Genomic DNA, 23,689 nt, shown 5'->3' on the forward strand with positions numbered 1-23,689 from the left:
CCGCACGCGTCGATCGCTCCCGTATCAGCCGCCGCGGCACGGTATTTCGCGAATTCCGCGATCACCTCGCGCCGGGCGGCGAGCGTGGCCCAGCGAGCAGGGCCGATGTCCTCGGGTGGCGTCGTGTCGAAGGCGGTCACCGCTACCACTTCCCCGGGTTTGCCTACCGGCCGCCGGTCGGCGCCCACACGGTCCGCGCCCGGCGCAGATCGAGTATTCCGGGTGCACCGACGTCGGTGGCCTGTCTTGCCATTGTGGCACGCAGATCCGCGATGTCGACGGGTCCGGAGGTGTGCCCGAGCGGTTCGAAGCGCCGATTGCGCCGCGATTGCGCGACAACGGCATTCACCGGTGGTTCGGCGAAGTACATTCCGCCCGGATGGGACACGTGATACGTGCACCCGCCGCGCGAGATGCCCGCGTCCAGATCGATCAGATCGAAAACCAGCGGGGCGTCCGGAGACAGCGACGGATGCAGCGAATTGGGCGGCTGCCAGGCGCGATAGCGCACGCCCGCGACCTGAACGTCCTCCTTCTCGGTGGCCAGCAGCGGCACCGGGAAACCGTTGCAGGTCAGCGCGAACCGGCCGCGATCCGCGCCGACCACCCGCACCTGCAACCGCTCCACCGAGGAGTCCACGTAGCGCGCGGTGCCGGTGGCCGCGGTCTGCTCGCCCAGGGTGTTCCACGGTTCGATCGCGCCGCGCAGTTCGACCTCCATACCTCCGAGTACCACCGTGCCGATGCGGGGAAAACGGAATTCGGCGAACGGTTCGAGCCAGCTGATGTCGAAATCGATTCCGTGCGCACGCAGATCGGCCGCGACATCGGCGATATCGGCCAGCAGGAAGTGCGGCAGCAGGTACCGGCCGTGCAGATTCGCACCGTGCCTGATCAGCGGCGCGGTGTACGGCTGCTCCCAGAATCGCAGCACCAGCGCCCGCACCAGCAGCGACTGCACCATTGCCATGCGGAAGTGCGGCGGCATCTCGAACCCGCGCAACTCCACCAGTCCGAGCCGCCCACGCGCGGAATCCGGGGAGTACAGCTTGTCGATGCAGAACTCGGCGCGATGGGTGTTTCCGGTCAGATCGGTGAGCAGATGCCGCAGCGCCCGATCCACCTCCCACGGCGCGGACCCCTTCTCGCCGCGTCCGCCCGCCAGCCGCGCGATCTCGGCGAACGCGATCTCCAACTCGTACAGCGTGTCCGAGCGCCCCTCGTCCACTCGCGGGGCCTGCGAAGTCGGCCCGACGAACCGGCCCGAGAACAGATACGACAGTGCCGGATGGCGCTGCCAGCAGGTGAGCATGGAGACCAGCACATCCGGCCGTCGCAGCATCGGTGACCGCGCGGGAGTGCGCCCGCCCAGCGTGATGTGATTCCCGCCCCCGGTCCCGCTGTGCGTCCCGTCGATATCGAAGGATTCGGTGCTCAACCGGGCCAGCCGCGCCTGCTCGTACAGGGTGTCCAGCAGCCGAGCCTGATCGGCGAAGCTCACGCTCGGCTGCACGTTCACCTCGATCACGCCCGGATCCGGGGTCACCGACAGACTCGACAATCGCGTATCCACCGGCGGCCCATACCCTTCCAGCACCACCGGCTGCCCGACCGCCGCCACGGCCGCCTCCACCCGCCAGATCAGGTCGTAGAAGGCTTCGATCCGTTCCACCGGCGGCAGGAACAGGTACAGCCGCCCGTGGCGCACCTCGGCGACCAGCGCGGTGGTCGGCGCTCCGGCAGCGGGTTCCACCACGGCAAGCGGCTCATCGGACGCCGAGAACAACGGCGCAGCAATATCTTTCAGGTCTATCGGTCCGCTCGCAGCCGCTGCCGGGTCGTCTCGATCCGCCGAATCCGGCCATTCGGCATCAGGGATTCGACCTGCCGCCGATGCCCGATCCCCGCCGGAACCGCCGGGCTGTTCAGCGCCGTTTCGCCCGGAAACCTCGACTGACGGACGAGAACTCTCGACCGGTTCCGACTGCGATCCACCGACATCCGCCTCCGGCCGACTCGGCGCGGTGTTCGTCGCCGGAGTGCGGTTTCCGGCCGCTGTCGCGGTCTGCTCCGAGTCGACGCTGTGCTGCCCTCCGGCACCGGCCGTAGCGTGGTCCGTTCCGGAACGCGCCCGCCCGCCTGTCGGTCGCGAGCTCGATATCGACTCGTCCACAGGCGAATTCGAACCGCGCGGTGAACTGCGTGGTCCGGGGAGCTGGTGCGCGGTGAACGGATCGGACTCCGGGCGGCTGCGGGGTGCGCTCCACGAGATGGCTCCCAGCGGGAGGCGCAGGCCCGCAGGCGAATCGCCTTCGGTGAGGACGATGCGGCCGCGGCGCAGTTGCCAGTCCGCGCTGGCCCATCCCGCTTCGTCGTCGCGGCGGTGCAGGGGCAGGACGAAGGCGGTGGGCTGATCGACGGTGGCGTCCAGCCGGGCCAGAAGGTCCGCGCGCGCCTGCGCCGAATCCGCTCCCGGCCCGAGGTCGTCCGTGTGCCCCGGCGGATCCCCCTGTGGGGAGCGAGCTTTGGCGGCCGTGCGCAGCAGAGCGTCCTCGTAAGCGGCCCGAACTTGCGTCCGGGGCAGGCCGAGACCGTCCGAGACGTGCTCCACGATCGCGCGCGCCATGTCGATGCCCGGACCATCTGATCGCGGAACCGGTTTCCCGGCAGGTGTTTTCGTAGATTCGGCAGCACCGGTGGCCGCGTCTTCGGAGGTCGCGCCCATCGAGTCCACACCGGTGAAACGCGCGCCCGCCGAACCCCCATCGCCGGAGGCCGGGCCCGCGGAGTTCGCGTCGCCGGAGTTCGCGCGGCGTTCGGCGCGCGCGGATCGGTCCGGTCCGGCTCCGGCGGGGTCCCGGCCGTCGCGTGAGGCGAGGGCGCGGATGTCGGCCGCCGGTGCGGCGACAGGATGGTGGTCCGCCGGGAGCCAAGGGTCCGTGAGGAGATCGGGGCGTGTCCAGAGGGGCTCGCCGTCCTCGCGCCACAGGAGGGCGATTTCCCAGCGGGGCAGGGGTTCTCCGGGATACCACTTGCCCTGGCGGTACTGGACCAGGCCCTGCGGAGCGTAGATGCGGCGGAGGCGCCGGGCCAGGTCGGCGGCACGTTCGCGCTTGTGTGCGCCGTCGGCGGCGGTCGTCCACTCCGGGGCGGTCTGATCGTCGATGGAGACGAAGGTGGGTTCGCCGCCGACCGTGAGGCCGATGTCGGCCGCGCGCGTGCGATCGTCAACGAGCGCGCCGACGGCGGTGATGCGCGTCCACTGGGTATCGGTATAGGGCAGCGTGATTCGCGGATCCTCGTGGATGCGGCGCACCGCGTTGGAGAAGTCGAGAGTGGCCCGCACCGGGTCGGTCGCGCCGGTGATCGGGGCCGAGGACACCGGATGCGGGGTGGCCGCGAGCGGGATGTGCCCCTCGCCCGCGAAGAGTCCGGAGGTGGGATCCAGACCGATCCAGCCCGCGCCGGGCAGGTAGACCTCGGTCCAGGCGTGCAGGTCGGTGAAGTCGGCGGGCGGACCGGAGGGGCCGTCCAATGACGGCACGTCCTGCGACAGCTGGATCAGGTACCCGGAGACGAACCGTGCGGCCATACCGAATTCGCGCAGGATGGACACCAGCAGCCAGGCCGAATCGCGGCACGACCCGAGCCCGGTCCGCAAGGTGTGGTCCGGCGTCTGCACGCCGGGCTCCAGGCGCACGGTGTATCCGACGTCTCGGCGCAGCGCCGAATTGAGGGTGACCAGGAAGTCGATCGTGCGCGGATCACCCTGCGGCGGATGCGCGCGCACCCAGTCGCGCACCAGTTCACCCGGCCCGGAACCGGATTCGCCGACCGGCCGCAGATACGGCTCCAGATCGGCCGTCAGCTGCGGCGAGTAGGCGAACGGAAAGTACTCCGCGAGCTCCTCGACGAAGAAGTCGAACGGATTGACCACGTCCAGGTCTGCGACCAGCCCCACGACCACCGACAACTCCTGAGCGGGCTCCGGAAAGACAAGGCGCGCAAGGAAATTGCCGAAGGCGTCCTGCTGCCAGTTCACGAAGTGCTCAGCGGGCTCCACCCGCATGGAATAAGCCTCGATGGCGGTCCGCGTATGCGGCGCGGGCCGCAGCCGGACCACGTGTGGGTGGATCCGCACCGGGCGATCGAAGGAGTATGTCGTGCGATGTTCGAGGGAAACCTTGATTCCCATCGCACAAGTGCACCACGCCGGAGCCCGGAAGGTCGGCCGTATCCCGACAGTCATCGCGACACGCGGTGATCTCCCGCGTATGTCGCACTCGAGTGATAGGACCGTAGTGACCGTCGAAGGAGGTTGCATGAGCCAGAACTCCGGGAAACCGATGCGCTCCCACCACGAACGGACACCCTGCGCGCCGTGCGATGCTGCCCTGGATCACTGTCACGGCACGCTGATCGAGCATGCCGACGGCGGCACCGCGTGCACCGACTCCGACTGCCCCGATTTCGATCACGTCCGGCACGCCTTCGTCATCGACTGCGGCAGTCTGGCGGGCGGCTGCGAGTGCGCGCGCTCCGAGACCGCTCGGACCGGGCGGCAGCGCCTGACCGGCTAGGCACTAGCCTGGCCGGGTGAGCTACGACCACGTTCTACTGCCCTCCGGAGCCGCGGCGACACCGCTCGAGGTGGACGCGTACCTGACCGCACAGGACGGGCAGCCGGTCCCCGAGGCCGTGGCCGAGATCGCCGCCGAACTGAATCGCCGCAACGCGGAACTGCCCGAGTCCGACAGCTTTCTGAGCGTCGACCCGCTGGACCCCGGCCCCGGCTCGGTGCTGCACGTGCCGAGCCCGTACGACGCCATCGGGCACGTGCGGGCCCTGCTGTTCGAGCTGGCCACGCCGCGCGGCTATGCCGTTTTCGACCCCCAGCTGTCCTGGCTGATCGATCCGGCCGGGCAGATCCCGGTCGCGGTCACGCACGGCGGGGCGGGCGATTTCCCCTATCTCACGCGTGAACTCGCCCATCTGTGGGTTCCGGCGCTGGCGGCCCCGGGTCCGTATCTGATCGTGGATCGCGGAGAGCAGGTCTACATCCAGACCTATCGGCACGAGGACGGGCACTACGACCTCGAGTACCGGGACGGGTCGGCGGACCGCCACTTCACCGCCGCACCGGCGGATTCCGCGCAGGTCGCAGACCTGATCTGGGACTGGACCGTGGGTGATCGGTCGCGCTTCGACGCGCTGGAATGGCGGCAATTGACGCTCTGAGCTGCGGAATCGGGGTGGTTATAGCCCCTGAGAGCCGACTGGTCGGTCTCAATATGTGATCGGGCGTGTTTCAATTCGGGCACCGAGTCCGCAATGCACACTGCACCGATGCAGGAACGCTAGCATTTCGCTAATTCCAGATCGTGTGTCCAGGCTTGTTCGCGGAATCACTCCCGAGGCGAGGAGCGGTACATGAAGGTGCGTCAGAAAAGCTCTCCCAAACTGCGCAAAGGTTTGGCGGTTGTAGCGGGGCTCGCCGCGACCTTCGCCGTCGCGATCGCACTGCACGCCACCGGTGCGGGTGCCGATGTACCTCGGAACAACGACCACATTCCCTGCCCCCAGCCGGCAGCGCTCCCCGCGCCGCCGACCTGGACTTAGATAACTCTCATGGGCTCTCAGGGGCTTCGCCCCTGAAACCCCCGGAGCTTTCGGGGCTCCGCCCCGGACCCCGGACCAAAGCTCCCGGCTGTCCCGAACTCCGAACCAAGCTCCCGGCTGTCCCGAACTCCGAGCCGGGCTCCCGGCGTCCCCGTCGGACGCCGCAGCGTTCTACAACGCGCGGCGGCCGGACAAAGCTCGGCCGAGGGTGAGTTCGTCGGCGAATTCCAGGTCGCCGCCCATGGGCAGGCCGGAGGCCAGGCGGGTGACGCTGAGGCCGGGGAAGTCGCGGAGCATGCGCACGAGGTAGGTGGCTGTGGCCTCGCCCTCGGTGTTGGGATCGGTGGCGATGATGACCTCGCTGACATCGACGCCGTCGTCCTGATTTCCGATGCGGGTCAACAGTTCCCGAATGCGGAGTTGATCGGGGCCGATCCCGGACAGCGGATCGAGCGCGCCGCCCAGGACGTGGTAGCGGCCGCGGAACTCCCGGGTGCGCTCGATGGCCTGGACGTCTTTGGGTTCCTCGACCACGCAGATCATGGTGCGGTCGCGGCGTGGATCGGCGCAGATGCGGCAGAGTTCACCGTCGGAGACCGTGCCGCAGACACTGCAGAACCGCACGCCGTCGCGCACCTTCTGCAATGCCGCCTGCAGGCGGTCGATCTCCGGCGGTTCCACCGTGAGGAAGTGAAAAGCGATGCGTTGCGCGCTCTTCGGACCGACACCGGGCAGCTTGCCCAGCTCGTCGATGAGATCCTGAACGGGACCTTCGTACACCTGCGCCGGCCCGTCAGAAGCCGGGGAGCGCGCCGCCGCCGAGACCGCCCGCGAGCGGTCCGAGGCGATCCGCGGCCACCTGCTGGGCATTGTCCATGGCGTTGTTGAGCGCGCCGATGATCAGATCCTGGAGGGTGTCCACGTCCTCGGGATCCACGATCTTCGGATCGATGGCCAGCTCGAGCACCTCGCCGGTCGCGCGGATCTTGGCGCGCACCAGGCCGCCACCCGCCTCGCCGGTGACCTCGGACTCCGCGATCTCCTGCTGTGCGGCCATGACCGCCGCCTGCATCTGCTGGGCCTGGGACATCAACTGCTGGATATCGAACTCTCCACCGGGCTGCACGGTGTTTCCTCTCTGCGGGGAAGTGATGGGCACCAGCCTAGCCGCCGCGCGATGCGGCGGTTCTTGACTCTCCCCTCGCTGGAGGGTGTTCGCTGAGGGCATGACAGCGACCGTCCCGATCGGGGAGTTCTCTCGCCTCACCTACCTCAGCGTGAAGGCCCTGCGGTACTACCACGAGATCGAACTGCTGGAACCGGCGTCGGTGGACGCGAGCACCGGCTACCGGTTCTACTCCACCGATCAAGTGGAACGGGCCCATCTCATCCGCCGCCTGCGCGCGCTGAACATGCCGGTGCCCGAGATCAAGGAGATGCTCTCGGCCCCCGATCGCGAGTCCCGCGATGCCGCGCTGCGCGCTCATCTGGAGCGCATGGAGGCGGAATTGCTGCGCACCCGCGATGTGGTGGCCTCGTTGCGCACGCTGCTGCTGCCGCCGAGCGGTATCGCGCTCGAGGTCGAATATCGTTCCGTCCCCGGCTTTCCCGCCTTCGCCGTCGCGGAGGTGGTGGCCCGGGACGCGATCGACGTCTGGTGCGAGGCGAGTTTCCCGGCGCTGTACACGGCGCTGGAGAGCATCGGCGCGGTTCCCGCCGGACCGGGCGGCGCCACCTACGCCAACGAATTCTTCGAGGACGAGAAGGGCGAGGTACTGGCGTTCGTCCCGATCGACCCGGCCGATCGGGAGCGCTGCGCCGCGATCGGCTCGGTGGTGGACCTGCCGGCCCGCCGGTTCGCGGTGGCCGTGCACACCGGCCCCTTCACCGAATTCGATCGCACCTACGGCGCCCTGGGCAGCCATGTCGCCGAACACGACTCCGCGCTCGCGGAACCCATTCGCGAGCTGTATCTGACCGGGCCGGACACCGCCGAACCGGCCGACTACGTCACCGAAATCTGCTGGCCCATCGGCCGGCTCTGAAAGGAAGCACAGTCATGGCACTTCAGATCGCCAACATCACCTTCGACTGCTCCGACGCCGCCGAACTGGCCGGTTTCTGGGCACGGCTGCTGGATCGCACCGTCGATCCGGACGCCAACCGGCACTTCGCCACCATCGGACAGACCACGGGCGTCTCGCCCACCCTGATGTTCATCGAGGTCGAGGACAAGACGCCCGGCAAGAATGTGGTGCACCTGGATCTGCACGGGACAGATCTGCCCGCTCAGATCGATCGCGCGGTGTCCCTCGGCGCCAAGCACATCGGCGACTTCGACGAGTACGGCTTGAAGTGGGCGACGCTGGCCGACCCCGAGGGCAACCTCTTCGATATCGCGGGTTAGGCGAGCTCGCGCTTCAGGTTCTCGAGCACCTCGGCCTGGATCTTCTTCAGGCCGAGCGGTGCGAAGATGCCCTCGAAGATGCCGCCGATACCGCCGGCGCCCTTCCAGCTGGTGCGCACGGTGACCAGCGAGCCGGTGCCGGACGGGGTGACCGTCCAGGTGGTGACCATGGAGGAATTCGAATCCCGTTCCGTCACCATGGAATCCGAGACCGAGATCGCGGCGCGCACATTGCGCGAGCGCTTCTCGGTGGCCTGCAGCGTCCACTCCGCCACGGTGCCCGCGCCCTTGCCGCCCTCCACGACCTTGTAGTCGCGGTAGTGCGAGGAAAGGATGCGAGGACGCACCGCGTCGTAGTCCGCGATCGCGTCGAGGGTCCGCTTCGGATCTGCCGTCACGACGATCGAACTGGAGGCGCTGACCTGTCCCACCATGTGCTCCTTACTCATTGCACGGATTGCCCGGCTTTCTGCCCTGTTGCCGCCGGTCATGCTACGCCGCATTCGCCCGCCCGATCGATCCAGCGGGGGCCCGGACCCGAGGGCCGCGTTCTCGGCTAACCCATGAGCAGCAGCGCGGCGACCGCGCCCGAGGTCGCGACCACCGCGAGCGCCAGACCGGTCAGCACGAACCGGCGCATCGGCACCCGGACCGCGTGGGTGCGGCAGAATTCCAGGCACAGCAGCGTGGCCAGCGATCCCCACGGCGTCACGATCGGCCCGACATTGGTGCCGATCAGCAAGGCCAGCAACTGATTCCGCTCGCCGGTCGGGATCACCGCCTCACCCGCGGTGTAGGCGGGCAGATTGTTCACCACGTTGGACAGCCCCGCCCCCGCGCCCGCGGCCCGGATCGCGCCCCACGCACCGGCGTCGTCACCGATCAGCGCGTGCATCAGGTCCGAGAGCCCGAATCGGCTCAGCGTCGGCACCACCAGGAAGAGTCCCGCCACGAAAACCAGCAGCTGCCAGGGGAACAGCGACCAGCGCAGTGCCCGCCGGTCCAGCGCGGCGAACGCGATCACCGCCAGCGCGGCGGCGCCTGCGGCGGCGATCCCGATGGAATCACCCACGAACGGAATGGCGGCCACGAACGCCAGCACCGCGAACGCGGTCGTGTACAGCAGCACCCGTTCCCGGGTGTCGGCCGGGCGGACGGGTTCGGGCACCACATAGCGGTCGGCCGTGCGATGCGCGCGCCGCCAGTACCACCACCACAGGAACACCATGGTCGCGAGCACCGAAACCAGCTGCGGCAGCCACATTCTCGCCGCGAAGCCGCTCGCGTCCAGCCCCACCCGATCCGCGGCGAGCAGGTTGGTGAGGTTGGAGACCGGCAGCAGCAGGCTCGCGGTATTGGCCAGCCACAGCGTGGTCATGGCCAGCGGCAGCGGCGGGATCCGGGCGGGCCCGGCCATGGCCAGCAGCACCGGTGTGAGCAGCACCGCGGTGGTGTCGAGATTCAGCACGGTGGTCGTGGTGGCCGCGAAAAGCACACACAGCCCGAACAGCGCCGGATAGCGACCGCCGGCCAGGATCGCCATGCGATGCGCGATCACGTCGAACACCCTGGCCCGTCGCGCCAATTCGGCCAGCACGATCACGCTGGCCAGGAACAGCAACAGCGGCGCGATGCGGCGCATGTTGTCCGCGGCCTGCTCCCGTGGGAGCAATCCGGTCGCCACACACAGCAGCCCGGCCACGAGCAGCCCGATCCGGACCAGGTCCAGCACGCTCCGAGACTTCAGGACCGAGCTGATCCGGGTACGGCCGGACGCCAGGATTCGCGAGCGTGGCGAACCCTGCGGGTCGGATACGGAGTGTTCGCCCACGATGCGGCGATCCTACCGACGACACCGCGAACGGTGATCAAATCGTTAGCTTGCGTAACAATCCTCACGGGCGCGTCGGGAATAGACTCGCTGCGGGGCAGGTAGGGACTGGTGAGTCGCATGCAAACTGTGTGTGAAAAACCGGCCCGCCGGTGTTCTCTTGCTGGAAGTACCGGTCGGTGCACGATAGGTTCCGAGGGTGGCATTGAGTCTGTTGGGGAAGGCGGGCCGCGCATCGGCCGCGCAGGAATCAGGGTTCGCCGCGCATCGAGCGGGAGTCGATCGACTCCTGGCCTCCTACCGCGCCATCCCTCCGGACGCGAACGTCCGGCTGGCCAAGAAGACGAGCAATCTGTTCCGGGCCCGGGCTCAGAGTAATGCCCCCGGCCTGGACGTCTCCGGATTGACACAGGTCATTTCGGTGGATCCCGAGGCACGCACCGCCGAGGTGGCGGGCATGACCACCTACGAGGATCTGGTCGCGGTCACCCTGCAGTACGGCCTCGCGCCGCTGGTGGTGCCGCAACTCAAGACCATCACCCTCGGCGGCGCGGTGACCGGGCTCGGCATCGAGTCCACCTCGTTCCGCAACGGCCTACCGCACGAATCGGTGCTGGAAATCGACGTTCTGACCGGAGCCGGGGAGATCATCACCGCCACCCGGGACGGTGCGAACGCGGAACTGCTGCGCGGGTTCCCCAATTCCTACGGGACGCTCGGATACTGCACCAGGTTGAAGATCGAGCTCGAACCGGTGAAACCGTATGTGGCACTGCGCCACATACGGTTTCATGATTTACGGGAGCTGGAGAACACCATGGCGCAGATCATCGCCGACCGCGCGTACGCGGGCGAGCAGGTCGACTATCTCGACGGCGTCGTGTTCAGCTCGCACGAGAGCTATCTCGTGGTGGCGCGCCAGACCGAGGAACCCGGTCCGGTCAGCGACTACACCGACATGGACATCTTCTACCGGTCCATCCAGCACGATTCGGCCGAACCCGCGCGTGACCGGCTGACCATCAGCGACTATCTGTGGCGCTGGGACACCGATTGGTTCTGGTGTTCACGGGCATTCGGCACACAGAACCCCAAGATCCGGCGGTTCTGGCCGAAGCGATACCTGCGCAGCAGCTTCTACTGGAAGCTCATCGCGCTCGACCACAAGTACGACATCGGCGACAGGCTCGAGGCCCGCAAGGGCAATCCGCCGAGGGAGCGCGTGGTGCAGGACATCGAGGTGCCGCTCGAGCACACCGCGGACTTCGTGGAATGGTTCCTGCGCGAGGTCCCGATCGAACCGATCTGGTTGTGCCCCTTGCGATTGCGAGACACCGAGGGTGAGCAGCCCTGGCCGCTCTACCCGCTCGAACCCGGGCGCACCTATGTGAACATCGGCTTCTGGTCGGCTGTCGCGACCACGCCGGGGCAGCAGGAAGGCGCTGCCAACCGCGCGATCGAGCGCAAGGTGTCCGAACTCGACGGCCACAAGTCGTTGTACTCGGATTCCTATTACGACCGCAACGAATTCGCCGCCCTGTACTACGGCGGCGATACCTATCACCAGCTCAAGCAGCACTACGACCCGGATCATCGTTTACTGGATCTGTATTCGAAGGCGGTGCAACGCAAGTGACCACGTTCAAGGACCGATCAGACGTATTCGCGGAGCTCGGAAGCAAGCTCAGCATTGCCGAGATCTTCGAGACGCTCATCAACGGCCCGGTGCCCATCCGGCTGACCGCGTACGACGGCAGCGCCACCGGACCCGAGGACTCGGAATTCGGCCTCCACATCAAGAACCCGCGCGGGGTGAACTACATCGTCAACGCCCCGGGTGATCTCGGCATGGCGCGCGCGTACATCGCGGGCGACCTGGAGATCAGTGGCGCCCATCCCGGTGATCCGTACGAGATCCTGCGGGCCATGGCGAACATGAAGTTCCATCGCCCGACCGCGCTGCAGCTGGTGGTCATCGCCCGCTCGCTCGGCTGGGATCGGCTCAAGCCGGTCGCGCCGCCGCCGCAGGAGACGCTGCCGCGCTGGCGGCGCATCGCCCTGGAAGGGTTGCGGCACTCCAAGACTCGTGACGCCGAGGCCATCCACCATCACTACGACGTCTCGAACACGTTCTACGAGTACGTACTCGGGCCGTCCATGACCTACACCTGCGCGGCGTACGAGGACGAGAGCTGGAGCCTCGAGCAGGCGCAGGAGAACAAGTACCGGCTGGTCTTCGAGAAGCTGAACCTGAAGCCCGGCGACCGGCTGCTCGACATCGGCTGCGGCTGGGGCGGCATGGTCCGGTACGCCGCCCATCGCGGCGTCAAGGTGATCGGCGCGACCCTCTCGGCCGAGCAGGCGGACTGGGCCCAGCGCAAGATCGTCGAGGAGGGCCTGTCCGAGCTCGCGGAGGTCCGGCACTCGGACTACCGCGATGTGCGGGAGGGCGATTTCGACGCGGTGTCCTCGATCGGCCTCACCGAACACATCGGCGTGCAGAACTACCCGGCCTACTTCGAGTTCATCAAGTCCAAGCTGCGCGACGGCGGCCTGTTCCTGAACCACTCGATCACCCGGCCGGACAATCGGCACACCACCAAGGCGGGCGATTTCATCGACCGCTACGTGTTCCCCGACGGAGAGCTGGCCGGTTCCGGACGCATCATCTCCGAGATCCAGAACATCGGACTCGAGGTGCTGCACGAGGAGAACCTGCGCAAGCACTACGCGCTCACCCTCGCCGAATGGTGCGACAACCTGGTGAAGAACTGGGATGCCGCGCTGGACGAGGTCGGCGAGGGCACCGCCAAGGTGTGGGGTCTGTACATGGCCGGCTGTCAGCTCGGCTTCGAGCGCAATGTCGTTCAGCTGCACCAGGTTCTGGGTGTCAAACTCGACGCGCAGAGCACCTGGACGGTGCCGCTGCGACCGTGGTGGAAAGCCTGATCCGAAACCGATGACGAGGCCCGGCCGGAGATCTCCGGCCGGGCCTCGTCGGCTCCGGGACCGAACCCGTGTCGTCGGGGTCGATGGGTTCGGCTGCCCGGGGTCTTTTTGGGGGGCTCGGCCTCTAGGGGGACGGGCTCGGCGTCGGCAAGCCGAGGCGACCGGTCAGCCAGGGCAGCGAGGCGGTGAACGCCGCCGCCGCGAACTGCCAGGTGTGACCGCCCTCGGTGGTGTACACGGTGCAGTCGATGGCAACTGCACGCCCCTCGCGGCACAGGGTGTCGGCCGCGCCGACCTCACCGGTGTCGAAGACGTTGTCCTGGCCGCCGAAGCCGCCGCCGTCCCGCGTGTCCGCCGCGGGCCGCGGGCCCCGGAAGCGAGAGTTGTCGCCGCCCTGCCGCTGTGGCGGTTTCAGATCGTCGAAGAGACCGACGGCATCGGTGTACGGGCCGTGCGCGGCCATCACGGTCATGGGATCGAACCGCGCCCACGCGGCGGCGTCACCACCGAAGAGCCGCCGGACGCTCTGCTCCTTGGTGCCCGAGGACGGGCCCTGGTCACCGGCGATATCGACGAACGTGTGCAGCAGTTCCGGGTGCATGACCGCCAGATCCACCGCACAGGTGCCGCCCATGGACCAGCCCACCGCCGCCCACTTCGCCGGATCCTTCGACGCTCCGAAAGCCGACTCCACGTAGGCGGGAACATCACCGGTGAGATGGTCGGCGGCGTCACCGCGCGGGCCGTTCACGCATTCGGTGTCGTTGTTGAAACTACCGCCGGAGTCGACGTAGACCAGAATCGGGGCCTGCCCGGAGTTCGCCTTCGCGAAATCGTCCACGGCGGGCATGATCTGGCCGCTGCGCACCCAATCCGAGGGCGTATTGAACTCGCCGCCGATCATCATCACCACCGGAAGCGCGGGCGGCTGATCTCCGGCGAACCAGGCCGGGGGCAGGTAGACGTATTCGGTGCGATGCTTGAAGTGGCTCGCCGACTCCGGAATGTCCACCGGGACGATCCGCCCGGTTCCCACATTCGTATTGCGCAGTCCGGCAAGCGAATCCAGGCTCGTCTGATGCGGAAGCGGTTCGGCGGTGAGCGCGTTCCACGCCGCCTGGGCGGTCGGGTAGTACCCGACCCACTGATTGAGCACCACGGCCGTGTTCACCAGCGCCACCGGCAGCGCCAGCACCGCCGCGGCCTGCTGCCACCACGGTCCGCTGCGCCAGCCGAGGACAACCGCGCCCAGCGCCGCACCGCTCATGCCGATGCACACCCACAGCAGCGCCGGAGCCGGATCCGAGGCCAGCCCTTCGTCATTGGTGAAGGTCCACGCTCCCCAGGCCACCCCCACTCCCAGCGCGACGCACAGCGGCGCCCACAGCAGCCACCATCGCCTGCGGAACCGCAGGAACGCCAGCACCAGCAGCAGCACCGCCGCGAACTCCAGAACCTGCGGCAGCCACCCGTGCAACATCGAGATCCCGTGATGGAACCCCCCGTACCCGGCCTGCCCCTTCACCTGCGGCACGGGCGGCGGAGCCACCCCGGGCGGAACTTCCATCGGCACACGTGTCACAGGCACGACGGCGATTGTCGATGCCGTTCCTCGAGAAACCCTGTGAATACCCTCCGAGCCGGCTGGCGAACGAGACGCTCCATCCGGCCCCGCGACTCACAGCAGGGAGTCCAGGAACTGCCGGGGCAGCTCTTGAACCTCGATTCCGGCGATGCCCAGCGGAATTTCCTGGTGCAGGGTGCGCAGGATTCCCAGCACGCCGGGGCCCGCGTCGAGAATGGGGCGGGTCCAGGACAGTTCGGCGCAGCGGACCAGGGCGGGGGTCAGGACCGCGAGGGATTCGCCGGTCCACCCGGCGGTGCAGAGGCATTCGGCCAGGAGCAGGGCGGCGTCGAGTTCGGCTCGGGGACGGTTCTTCTCGCGGATGCGGCTGTGCAGGGCGCGCGCCCGCTTCACGGCGGTGTCGGCGGTGCCAAGCGGGGCGAAATCGTCTCCGATGGCACGCTCGTCGCCGCGGTGATTGCGCGCGAGCAGGGCGCGGACGGTCGCGATCTCCTCGGCTTCCGAGGCCAGGGCGGCCGCGCCGGTGGCGTGCCGGACCGGGCGGACCATGGGATCGGTGACGAGTCCGAGGGTCAGCGGATCCGCGGGCAGCTCGAGCCGCAGGCGCTCGGCCCGAATATGGGCGGCGAGCCGAATCAGCTTGCGGTCCGCCGCTATGCGCGCGCCCTCGTCCAACCGGGCGGTGGCCGTGGCGATATCGCCGCGCACCGCCTTCACCCGCGCTCCGATCACGAAGATGGTCACCAGGAAATCGACCGGCCCGATATGGGTGGTCAGCTCGTGGCTCTGATCCAGCAGGTGCTCGGCGCTCTCCAGATCGCCTCGGCGATAAGCGATCTCACCGAGCAGGGCCGCGGCCACCCGCGCGGAATGCGAGCGCGATCCCGAACGGTCCCGGGCCGTCTCCCAGGCCTGGTCGAAACACCGTGTGGCGACCTCGATGTCAAGTTGCTCGTAGGCGGCCGCACCCTGCCCGCACAGCCCGAACACCTCACCCAGCGGATCGGCCGACCGGGCGTGATAGGGCGCGGCCCACTCCTGCATGGTGCGCGCGCCCTCGAAGTCGAAGTCGCACAGGCGCACGAAGGAGGCCAGGTTGGCGGCGGTGGACACGGTCCACGGCGGCAGCTCGTCGGCCAGCCGCAGGCAATCGGTCAGTTTGTCCAGCACGCCCTCGGTGCGATCGCGCGCCACCTGGTCCGCCGCGGCCAGCACGGCGGCCTGGCAGCGCTGGTTCACCGCCTCGGCATCGGTCGGTGAACTGCGGGCCAGCATGTTCGACAACCGGCCCAGCGCGGTGCGCGCCGCACCCGACTGCTGCAGGTTCACATTCGCTCGCGCCAGCGCCATCAACAGTTTCGACCGCGAGGTCACCTGCTGCACAGGCAGTTTCGACACGGTGCCGAACAGCGTGGCCAACCGCGACCCGTCGATCAGATCCATCCCGCCGCTCTCGACCAGGTCGAGAGCGAACTTGAAATCGGTGGCGGTCAACGCGTGATCCACCGATTGGCGCAGCATATTGTGCTCGGCGAACCAGCGAGCGGCCTTGCGGTGTAGCGATTTTCCCTGGCCGGGCCGCACGCGTTCGAGCCGGGCGCGCAGATACTCGGCCACCATGGGCTGCATCCGGTACCAGTTCGAATCGTCGGACACCCGGTGCAGGAACAGCTCCCGCTGTTCGGCCTGCTCCAGCAGATCGGCGGCGTCGGCCGAGCCGGACAGCGCCTCGGCCAGCGAGGCGTTCACGCGTTCGGGAAAGGCCACGGCCGTGAGGAAATCGAGCATGCGCGGTTCCAGCGCGTCGAGCACATTGTCGGCGAGGTATTCGCGAATCGACTTGGTATTCCCGGACAGTCGCGCGACGAGCTGATCGATCTCCTGATCGGAGGAGCGCAGCGAGAGTCCGGCCAGCGCGATCGCGGCGGGCCACCCGTCGGTGGCGGTCTGGATCTGCTCCACCTGCTTGGCGGTCAGCTCCAGCCCCGTGCGCTCGGTCAGGATCTGACGGGTCTCCTCGGCGGTCAGCAACAACTGCCCGGAGCCGATCTCCACCAGTTCGTCCGCCACCTGCATCCGGCTCAGCGGCAGGCCCGCCCGCTCCCGGCTGGTGATCACGAAACGCAAATGGTGGCAGGCATTGTCGAGCAGGGACTCCATCACCCGCTGCGCGCCGGAATCGGAGATCCGATGCCAATCCTCCATGATCACCACCACCCCGACGCCGCCCGCGTGCACCTCGTCGATGAGGGTGGACACGGCGTACGGCACCGCCTCGCCCGGGCGCTCCTCGAGCACCTGCTCCAGCCCGACGCCGATCTCGGGCCGAACCCCGCGAATGGCCGCGATGATGTGCGCGAGCAGCCACACCGCATTGTCGTCCTCGCTGCCGATCCCGATCCACGCCACCGGCACCCCACGATCGGCGAGCTCCGCCCGCCACTGCGCCGCCAGCGTGCTCTTGCCGAAACCGGCGGGGCCGTGGATCACCGCCAGCCGCCGCCGGCCCCCGGCGCGCAGCGGCTCCAGCAGCCGGGGCCGGGGCACCGGCTGCCGGGTGGGGGTCGGCGGCCGGAACTTGGTGATCGCGGTGGGCGGCAGGGTATTTCCGGTGGGCTGCGACGATCCGGCCGGGGACTGCGACAGCCTGGTCGATGAAGGCCCCGCCGGGGTGAACGTCCCGCTCGTCGTCCCGGTGGCGTGCAGGGTCAGCGACAGATTGCGCGGGGCGCTCGCCCGTCCGGTGCGCAGCCGCGAATGCTGCTGGGCCGCAGCGGTATCCGTTGATTCCGCACCCTCGACCGGTCGCACGTCCAGCAGCGCCATCTCGTCCGGGGCCTGACCGTACTCGGCCTGCGCCTCGCGCAGCAGTTCACCGAATTCCTCCGCCGAACCGGGCCGGTTCGCCGGATCGGGCGACATGGCGGCCTCGATGACGGTCGCGACCTTCGGCGGGATCTCGAGCTCGCGCAGATCCGGCACGGGCTGACTGGTGATCCGCAGGAACTGCGCGACCACCTTCTCCCCCGCCTGCCGCTCGTATGCGGCATGGCCGGTGAGCAGGGCGAACAGGGTGGACCCGAGACCGTAGATGTCCGAGCGGACCGTGGTTTCCTCACCCTTGAGCACCTCGGGCGCGGTGAAGGCGGGCGAGCCGGTGATCAGACTGGTGGAGGTGCGAAAGCCACCGGGGATCCGGGCGATGCCGAAGTCGGTGAGCTGTGGTTCGCCGTATCGGCTCAGCAGCACGTTCGCGGGTTTCACGTCCCGGTGCAGCACCTGCGCGCGATGCGCGCTCTCGATGGCTCCCGCCAGCTTCACCCCGACCCGCAGCGAATCGGACCAGGTCAGCGGGCCGTTATCGCGAACCACCCGTTCCAGCGAACCATGCGTGCAGAAGGACATCACGATGAACGGCCGTCCGCTGGGCGTCACGTCCACCTGCAGAATGTCCACGATATTGGGATGTCCGGAGAGCCGGCCCATGGCCTGCTCCTCGCGCAGAAAGCGCTCGCGGCTCTCGTCGTCGATATCGCTGGAGAGCACCTTCACCGCGACATCGCGCTCGAGGGCGCGCTGGGCGCAGCGATACACCACGCCGAACCCGCCGCGGCCTATCTCCTCGGCGGCATACAGTCCCATGACCTCGAGCTCGTCGGCGATCGTCATCGGGACATAGGCATGCGTGTCGGATTCGGTCTTGTCCGCCTCGCTCCGGGGTTCTCCCGGGCGTGCCTGTGGATCCATTTCCGCCCACCTCGCACTGAATCGAACGCGCCGAACGAACGGGGTATTCCGGTGTTCTACCCGCGCATATTCCAAACGTAGCGCGGGACGCACCCGCGTGTGCGCGATTCGACGCAGCATCGGTACCACTGCGGTCTGGTTTCGTATCCCGGGAACGGGCACGGCCCGGGTCGCTGGGAAGCGACCCGGGCCGTGACGTCGAGCTGCTCGGCGGTCAGACCACCGAACCGTTTTTTCAGCGCAGCGAGGCCGGGACCTGGAAGCGGTCGCCGAACTTGGCGGCCAGCTCGTCGGCGCGAGCCACGAAGCCCGCCTGGCCACCCGGGTAGCCGACGATGAACTGGTGCACGCCACCGGTCCAGGCCGGGTAACCGATGCCGAAGATCGAGCCGATGTTCGCGTCGGCCGTGGTGGTGAGCACGCCCTCGTCGAAGCACTTCTGGGTCTCGATGGCCTCGATGAACAGCATGCGGTCCTTCAGGTCCTGCAGCGAAACGCCCTCGGGCAGTTCACGCTTGGAGCCGAAGGTCTCGCGCAGGCCTTCCCAGATGCCGGCGGTCTTGCCGTCGACATAGTTGTAGAAGCCCGCGCCCGCGGCCTTGCCCTTGCGGTCGAACTTGTCGATCATCGTGTCGATGATGCGACCCGAGGCGAGGGAGGCGGCGGAGATTTCCTTGCCCTCGGCCTCGGCGGCGGCCAAGGTCTCCTTGAAGATCTTGTTCATGGTCTCGAAGTTGAGCTCGTCGCTCAGCTTCAGCGGCGCGGCCGGGTAGCCCGCCTGCAGACCGACCTGCTCGATGGTCGCCGGATCGATGTTCTCCTCGAGCATCATGATGGCCTCGTTGATGAACGTGCCGATGACGCGAGAGGTGAAGAAGCCGCGGCTGTCGTTGACCACGATCGGGGTCTTGCGGATGGCGAGCGTGTAGTCGTACACGCGAGCCAGCGCCTCGTCCGAGGTCTTCTCGCCACGGATGATCTCGACCAGCGGCATCTTGTCCACGGGAGAGAAGAAGTGGATGCCGATGAAGTCCTCGGACCGCTTCACACCGTTGGCCAGCAGGGTGATCGGCAGGGTCGAGGTGTTCGAGCCCAGCAGGGCGTCGGCGTCGACGATGTCCTCGATCTCCTGGAAGACCGCGTTCTTGAGCTCGGGCTTCTCGAAGACGGCCTCGATCACGAAGTCGACACCGGCGAAGTCGGCCGCGTCGGCGGTCGGGGTGATCTTGGCGAGCAGCGCGGCCGACTTCTCCGCGGTGGTCTTGCCGCGCGAGAGCGCCTTCTCCTCGAGCTTGACCGAGTAGTCCTTGCCGTGCTCGGCGCGCTCGATGGTGGTGTCCTTGAGGACGACGTCGTAGCCGGCCTTGGCGGAGACGTACGCGATGCCCGCGCCCATCATGCCCGCGCCGACGACGCCGATCTTCTTGATCTCACGCTTGGGCACGTCCTTGGGACGCGAACCGCCGTTGTTGATCGACTGCAGGTCGAAGAAGAACGCCTGGATCATGTTCTTCGCGACCGGGCCGGTCAGCAGCGAGACGAAGTAGCGCGACTCGATCAGCGACGCGTTGTCGAAATCGACCTGCGCGCCCTCGACCGCGGCGGCCATGATGGCCTGCGGCGCAGGCATGTTCGTGCCCTTGAGCTGCTTGCGCAGGTTGGCCGGGAAGGCCGGGAGGTTGGCGGCGAGCGCCGGGGAGGAGGGGGTGCCGCCGGGGATCTTGTAGCCCTTGACGTCCCAGGGCTGCACGCCCTTGTCCGGGTTGGCCTTGATCCACGCCTTGGCGGCGGGGACGAGCTCCTCGATGGAACCGACGACCTCGTTGATCAGGCCGGTGGCCTTGGCCTTGGCGGCGGTGAACTCGGTGCCCTGCAGAAGGACGCCCATCAGGCCGTTGGCGATGCCGAGCATGCGGGTGACGCGGGTGACGCCGCCACCGGCGGGCAGCAGGCCCAGCTTGACCTCGGGCAGGCCCAGCTTGAGGCCCTTCACGTCGGCCGCGATGCGGTAGTGGGTGGCCAGGGTGATCTCCAGGCCGCCACCGAGGGCGGCGCCGTTGATCGCCGAGACGACCGGCTTGCCCAGCTGCTCGAGACGACGCAGGTCGCCCTTGATGAAGGTCAGTTCCTCCATGATGGCCGCGGCATCGTCCGGGCCGGTCTGCATCATGTTCTTGAGGTCACCACCGGCGAAGAAGGTCTTCTTCGCGGAGGTGATGACGACACCGGCGATGTCGTCCTTCTCGGCGACCAGGCGGTCCACGGTGGCCCGCATGGAGTCCTTGTAGAGCTGGTTCATGGTGTTCGCACCCTGGTTGGGGTCGTCCATGGTCAGCACGACAATGTTGTCGGCGTCCTTTTCCCAGCCGATCATGTTCTCAGTCATTGTTTTCGGTTCTCCTCGAGAAAAGTCGGTGGGCGTTAGACGCGCTCGATGATGGTGGCAACGCCCATGCCGCCGCCGATGCACAGGGTGACCAGCGCGTAGCGGGCATTGCGACGGTGCAGCTCGTCGACCATGGTGCCGGTGATCATCGCGCCGGTGGCACCCAGCGGGTGGCCCATCGCGATGGCGCCGCCGTTGACGTTCAGCTTCTCGTCCGGGATCGCCAGATCCTTCTGGAACTTCAGCACGACGGAGGCGAAGGCCTCGTTGATCTCGAACAGGTCGATGTCGTCGACGGTCAGGCCCGCCTTGGCGAGAGCCTTGAACGCGGCCGGGGTCGGGCCGGTCAGCATGATGGTGGCGTCGGCGCCGGAGGTGGCGGTCGCCACGACGCGGGCGCGCGCGGTCAGGCCCGAGGCCTTGCCGGCGTCCTCGTTGCCGACCAGCACCAGGGCGGCGCCGTCGACGATGCCCGAGGAGTTACCACCGTGGTGCACGTGGTTGATGGCCTCGACGTAGGTGTAGCGCTGCATGGCGACGGCGTCGAAGCCGCCCATGTCGCCGATGCCGGCGAAGGCCGGGTTCAGCTTGCCCAGGTCGGCGGCGGTGGTGCCGGGACGCATGTGCTCGTCGTTGTCCAGGACCGTCAGACCGTTGATGTCCTTGACCGGAACGACGGAGTTGGCGAAGTAGCCGTTCTTCCAGGCGTTGGCGGCCAGGTCCTGCGAGCGCACGGCGTAGGCGTCGACGTCATCGCGGGTGAAGCCCTCGATGGTGGCGATCAGGTCGGCCGAAATGCCCTGCGGGACAATGTAGGAGTCGTAGCTGGTCTTCGGGTCCATGAACATCGCGCCGCCGTCGGAGCCCATCGGCACGCGGGACATGGACTCGACGCCACCGGCGATGACGAGGTCATCGAAGCCGGAGCGCACCTTCTGGGCAGCCAGGTTGACGGCCTCGAGGCCGGAGGCGCAGAAGCGGTTGATCTGGATGCCGCCGACGGTGTCCGGCAGGCCGGCGGTCAGAACGGTGGTGCGAGCGATGTCCGCGCCCTGATCACCCACGGGGGAGACGACACCGAGGATGATGTCCGAGATGCGGTCCTCATCCAGATTCGGGAACCGATTCCGCAGCTCTTCGACCAGACCGGTGGTCAGATCGATCGGCTTGACCGAGTGCAGCGAGCCCTTCTTGTTGCGGCCGCGCGGGGTGCGGATGGCCTCGTAAATGTAGGCCTCTGTGGTCATATCGGAGTCTTCCTCTCTTAGGTGCGCCGGCACCGCGATGTGCGGGGCGGCCGCGGGTAACCTCGGCGACCGGCCTCTCGACCGATCGTTTCCAGCGACCTGCAAGCTGTCGCTACGGCTGCCTTTGACGCTGTACAAACAGCGCCACGAGCAGGCCCGGCGATGTTCCGGCAGCCCGTACGCCTGGGCATACCTTAGAACCTCTCCGAACCGATACTCACGGCCACCCGATCATAGTACCGCCGTGTGCGAACTCCGGTTAACTTAAGTTGCCTTGCAGGGTAACTGTCAACCCTCCAGAGGTGTGGCCCCCAACTCCTGGCGCAAAAGATCCAAGGCCACCTCATCCGGGTCGCGACGCTCCCCCGGAGGCACCGGCGTCTGTGCCGCCTCCAGCATCTCGCGCTCCTCTTCCGGCGTAGCAGCAGGTGGGACGCCGTCATAACCTACTGGCGAGTAGTCAACAGGTCCCGGGTCGTCCGGATAGTCGGGCCCGTCAGGCAGCGGAATATCGTCCTCGGGGGGCGTCTGCCCGGCGCCCGCGGCACCCTGCGCGCGGGATGCCTGCGCACCCGCGGATCGACCGTTCGCGGACCCGTTTCCGGTCGCCGCGCCGCCCGAACCTCCGGTACCCCAGTCGTCCGCTCCCCCACCGGTGCGACTTTCCGCACTCTCGGCCGGCGCGGTCGCCGCCTTGGTCTGGCTCGGGCGCGAGAAGCGGGTCGGCGCCTTCTTCTCCGGCGGCGTGGCGCCACCTCCCGGTCCGCGGCCCGCCCCACCGGACGCGGCCGGCGCCGACCCGCTGCCACCGACCTCCCACCGCACATCGTGATCCCGGCCCAGCACGGCCTTGACCGCCGAGCGCACCGCGTCCAGGTTCTTCGGCTGCGACAAACGCTGGGCGAGCGGCGCGTGCTGATGCGCGAAGACGATCGTCTCCCCGTCCAGCCGGGCCACGCTCGCTCCGGACAGCAGCGCCTGCACCGCCGCCCCGAACTCCCGCACCTTGGCCCGGATATCCGCCCAGGCCGCCTCGATCTCCGCGAGCACCTCGGCATTCGACTGCCCGGAGGCCACCGGAGCCGCCACATCGGATTCGACACCGGCACTGCCGGATTCGACAGCCACATCGAGCGTTTCAGCCACGACGCCATCGGCCATCGCCGCGGCGAGCGCCTCCACCGGCACAGCAGCAGCCTGCGGTTCGACGTGCGCGTCGGCTTCCCGTTCCCGCACCTCGGGCGCGTCGACGGCGGGGGCCTGCGCCTCGGCAGCGGGTTCCCGAGCAGCCTGCGCCTCGGCACTACGATCCTGAGCGGCCTGCGTCGCGGCGGCCTCGAGCAGCGGCGCGACATCGAGCAGCACCGGCTCGTCCTCGGGCTCCGCCGCCGGAACATTCACCGGGCTGTCCTGATCCATCAGCCCGAGCTGATCCACCGAGACCTCGACGGGTACCGGCGCATCCGACCGAACCGTCGAGGCTTCGTCGGAGCCGGACCGCGAAGAGTCGTCAGCCGAGCTCGAAACCGACTGCGCACCAGCGGATTCGCCTTCGATCACCTCGGCGTTCACCGGGGCCTCGTCCACGCCCGCGGCGTCCGGCGCCACCCGCGATGCGGCCGCGTCGGTCGCGTTCCGGTCGACCTCGCTCCGAACGGCCTGCGGCGCAGCGGTTCCGCCGGAAACCGGCGCCCCCACCGCATTGAGCTCCGGCGGCCGAATCGCGACGCGCGGAGCGGCATTGGTCGAATCCGACTGTGGGACAACAGGGCCGGAGACAGAGCGGGTGGCGCTCTCGACAGCCGGCTCGGCCGACGGAGCCGCTTGCGGCGCGGACCCACCGACGGTCGCCGCCCCGGACGAAGCGGCAGCGTTCACATCGGAGGCCGCCGAGCCGTCAACCTCGGTGGGACTGAAG

The 23,689-nt window shown here is 68.2% G+C and carries 16 protein-coding genes and 1 pseudogene; 7 read left to right on the forward strand and 10 right to left on the reverse strand.

The genetic code is table 11. The features are described from left to right. Positions 1–163 precede the first annotated feature (163 nt). Positions 164–4,195 (reverse strand): transglutaminase family protein, encoded by a 4,032-nt coding sequence (locus NJ1_RS41200; RefSeq protein ID WP_084479028.1) that lies wholly within the window; start codon positions 4,193–4,195, stop codon positions 164–166. Positions 4,196–4,322: 127 nt separating this feature from the next. Between NJ1_RS41200 and NJ1_RS30675 the strand changes: the two genes are divergently transcribed. From NJ1_RS30675 to NJ1_RS39440, 3 genes are all read left to right on the forward strand, one after another. After that, positions 4,323–4,580, forward strand: coding sequence for a hypothetical protein (locus NJ1_RS30675; protein ID WP_245717658.1), 258 nt, complete (start codon positions 4,323–4,325; stop codon positions 4,578–4,580). 16 nt (positions 4,581–4,596) lie between these two features. Next, positions 4,597–5,238, forward strand: coding sequence for a hypothetical protein (locus NJ1_RS30680; protein ID WP_067701182.1), 642 nt, complete (start codon positions 4,597–4,599; stop codon positions 5,236–5,238). Positions 5,239–5,430: 192 nt separating this feature from the next. Continuing rightward, positions 5,431–5,619: a hypothetical protein gene (locus NJ1_RS39440; protein WP_157574361.1), complete on the forward strand. Its 189-nt coding sequence runs from the start codon at positions 5,431–5,433 to the stop codon at positions 5,617–5,619. Between the two features lie 171 nt (positions 5,620–5,790). On the opposite strand, the gene recR is transcribed toward NJ1_RS39440, so the two are convergent. Together recR and NJ1_RS30690 are read right to left on the reverse strand one after the other, a co-directional pair. Then, on the reverse strand, positions 5,791–6,399 hold the full coding sequence (recR, locus tag NJ1_RS30685; RefSeq protein WP_067701185.1) for a recombination mediator RecR: 609 nt from the start codon (positions 6,397–6,399) through the stop codon (positions 5,791–5,793). A 13-nt stretch (positions 6,400–6,412) separates the two neighbouring features. Continuing rightward, complete coding sequence (locus NJ1_RS30690; protein WP_067701271.1) at positions 6,413–6,745, reverse strand: YbaB/EbfC family nucleoid-associated protein; 333 nt, start codon at positions 6,743–6,745, stop codon at positions 6,413–6,415. 100 nt (positions 6,746–6,845) lie between these two features. Here NJ1_RS30690 and NJ1_RS30695 point away from each other — a divergent pair, with 100 nt between their 5' ends. Further along, positions 6,846–7,664 (forward strand): MerR family transcriptional regulator, encoded by an 819-nt coding sequence (locus NJ1_RS30695; protein WP_067701188.1) that lies wholly within the window; start codon positions 6,846–6,848, stop codon positions 7,662–7,664. Positions 7,665–7,678: 14 nt separating this feature from the next. Then, positions 7,679–8,026 carry a VOC family protein gene (locus NJ1_RS30700; protein ID WP_067701191.1) on the forward strand — a complete coding sequence of 116 codons (348 nt, stop codon included), beginning with the start codon at positions 7,679–7,681 and terminating at the stop codon, positions 8,024–8,026. Here NJ1_RS30700 and NJ1_RS30705 read toward each other — a convergent pair. Together NJ1_RS30705 and NJ1_RS30710 are read right to left on the reverse strand one after the other, a co-directional pair. After that, positions 8,023–8,457 (reverse strand): SRPBCC family protein, encoded by a 435-nt coding sequence (locus NJ1_RS30705; RefSeq protein WP_067701274.1) that lies wholly within the window; start codon positions 8,455–8,457, stop codon positions 8,023–8,025. The two genes, NJ1_RS30700 and NJ1_RS30705, sit on opposite strands and share 4 nt — an antisense overlap. A gap of 125 nt (positions 8,458–8,582) precedes the next feature. Beyond that, positions 8,583–9,857 carry an ArsB/NhaD family transporter gene (locus NJ1_RS30710; protein WP_245717659.1) on the reverse strand — a complete coding sequence of 425 codons (1,275 nt, stop codon included), beginning with the start codon at positions 9,855–9,857 and terminating at the stop codon, positions 8,583–8,585. 205 nt (positions 9,858–10,062) lie between these two features. Between NJ1_RS30710 and NJ1_RS30715 the strand changes: the two genes are divergently transcribed. Beyond that, positions 10,063–11,493, forward strand: coding sequence for an FAD-binding oxidoreductase (locus NJ1_RS30715; protein ID WP_067701194.1), 1,431 nt, complete (start codon positions 10,063–10,065; stop codon positions 11,491–11,493). Beyond that, entirely contained in the window at positions 11,490–12,806 is a 1,317-nt protein-coding gene (locus NJ1_RS30720; protein WP_067701197.1) for a class I SAM-dependent methyltransferase, read from the forward strand. The genes NJ1_RS30715 and NJ1_RS30720 overlap by 4 nt, the downstream gene beginning before the upstream one ends. A 124-nt stretch (positions 12,807–12,930) precedes the next feature. Here NJ1_RS30720 and NJ1_RS30725 read toward each other — a convergent pair whose 3' ends face one another. From NJ1_RS30725 to NJ1_RS30745, 5 genes and pseudogenes are all read right to left on the reverse strand, one after another. Then, entirely contained in the window at positions 12,931–14,379 is a 1,449-nt protein-coding gene (locus NJ1_RS30725; protein ID WP_422615799.1) for an alpha/beta hydrolase, read from the reverse strand. A 105-nt stretch (positions 14,380–14,484) separates the two neighbouring features. Further along, positions 14,485–18,138 (reverse strand): serine/threonine-protein kinase, encoded by a 3,654-nt coding sequence (locus tag NJ1_RS30730; protein ID WP_067701200.1) that lies wholly within the window; start codon positions 18,136–18,138, stop codon positions 14,485–14,487. A 235-nt stretch (positions 18,139–18,373) separates the two neighbouring features. Next, positions 18,374–20,524, reverse strand: a complete 2,151-nt coding sequence (locus NJ1_RS30735) for a 3-hydroxyacyl-CoA dehydrogenase NAD-binding domain-containing protein (protein ID WP_067701202.1) — start codon at positions 20,522–20,524, stop codon at positions 18,374–18,376. Between the two features lie 35 nt (positions 20,525–20,559). Continuing rightward, a complete protein-coding gene (locus tag NJ1_RS30740; protein ID WP_067701205.1) occupies positions 20,560–21,771 on the reverse strand; it encodes an acetyl-CoA C-acetyltransferase in 1,212 nt (403 codons plus the stop codon). A 288-nt stretch (positions 21,772–22,059) separates the two neighbouring features. Then, positions 22,060–23,689: pseudogene (locus NJ1_RS30745) on the reverse strand (hypothetical protein); the annotation flags it as partial.

The organism is Nocardia jejuensis NBRC 103114 (assembly GCF_001613145.1).
Taxonomy (GTDB): Bacteria; Actinomycetota; Actinomycetes; order Mycobacteriales; family Mycobacteriaceae; genus Nocardia; species Nocardia jejuensis.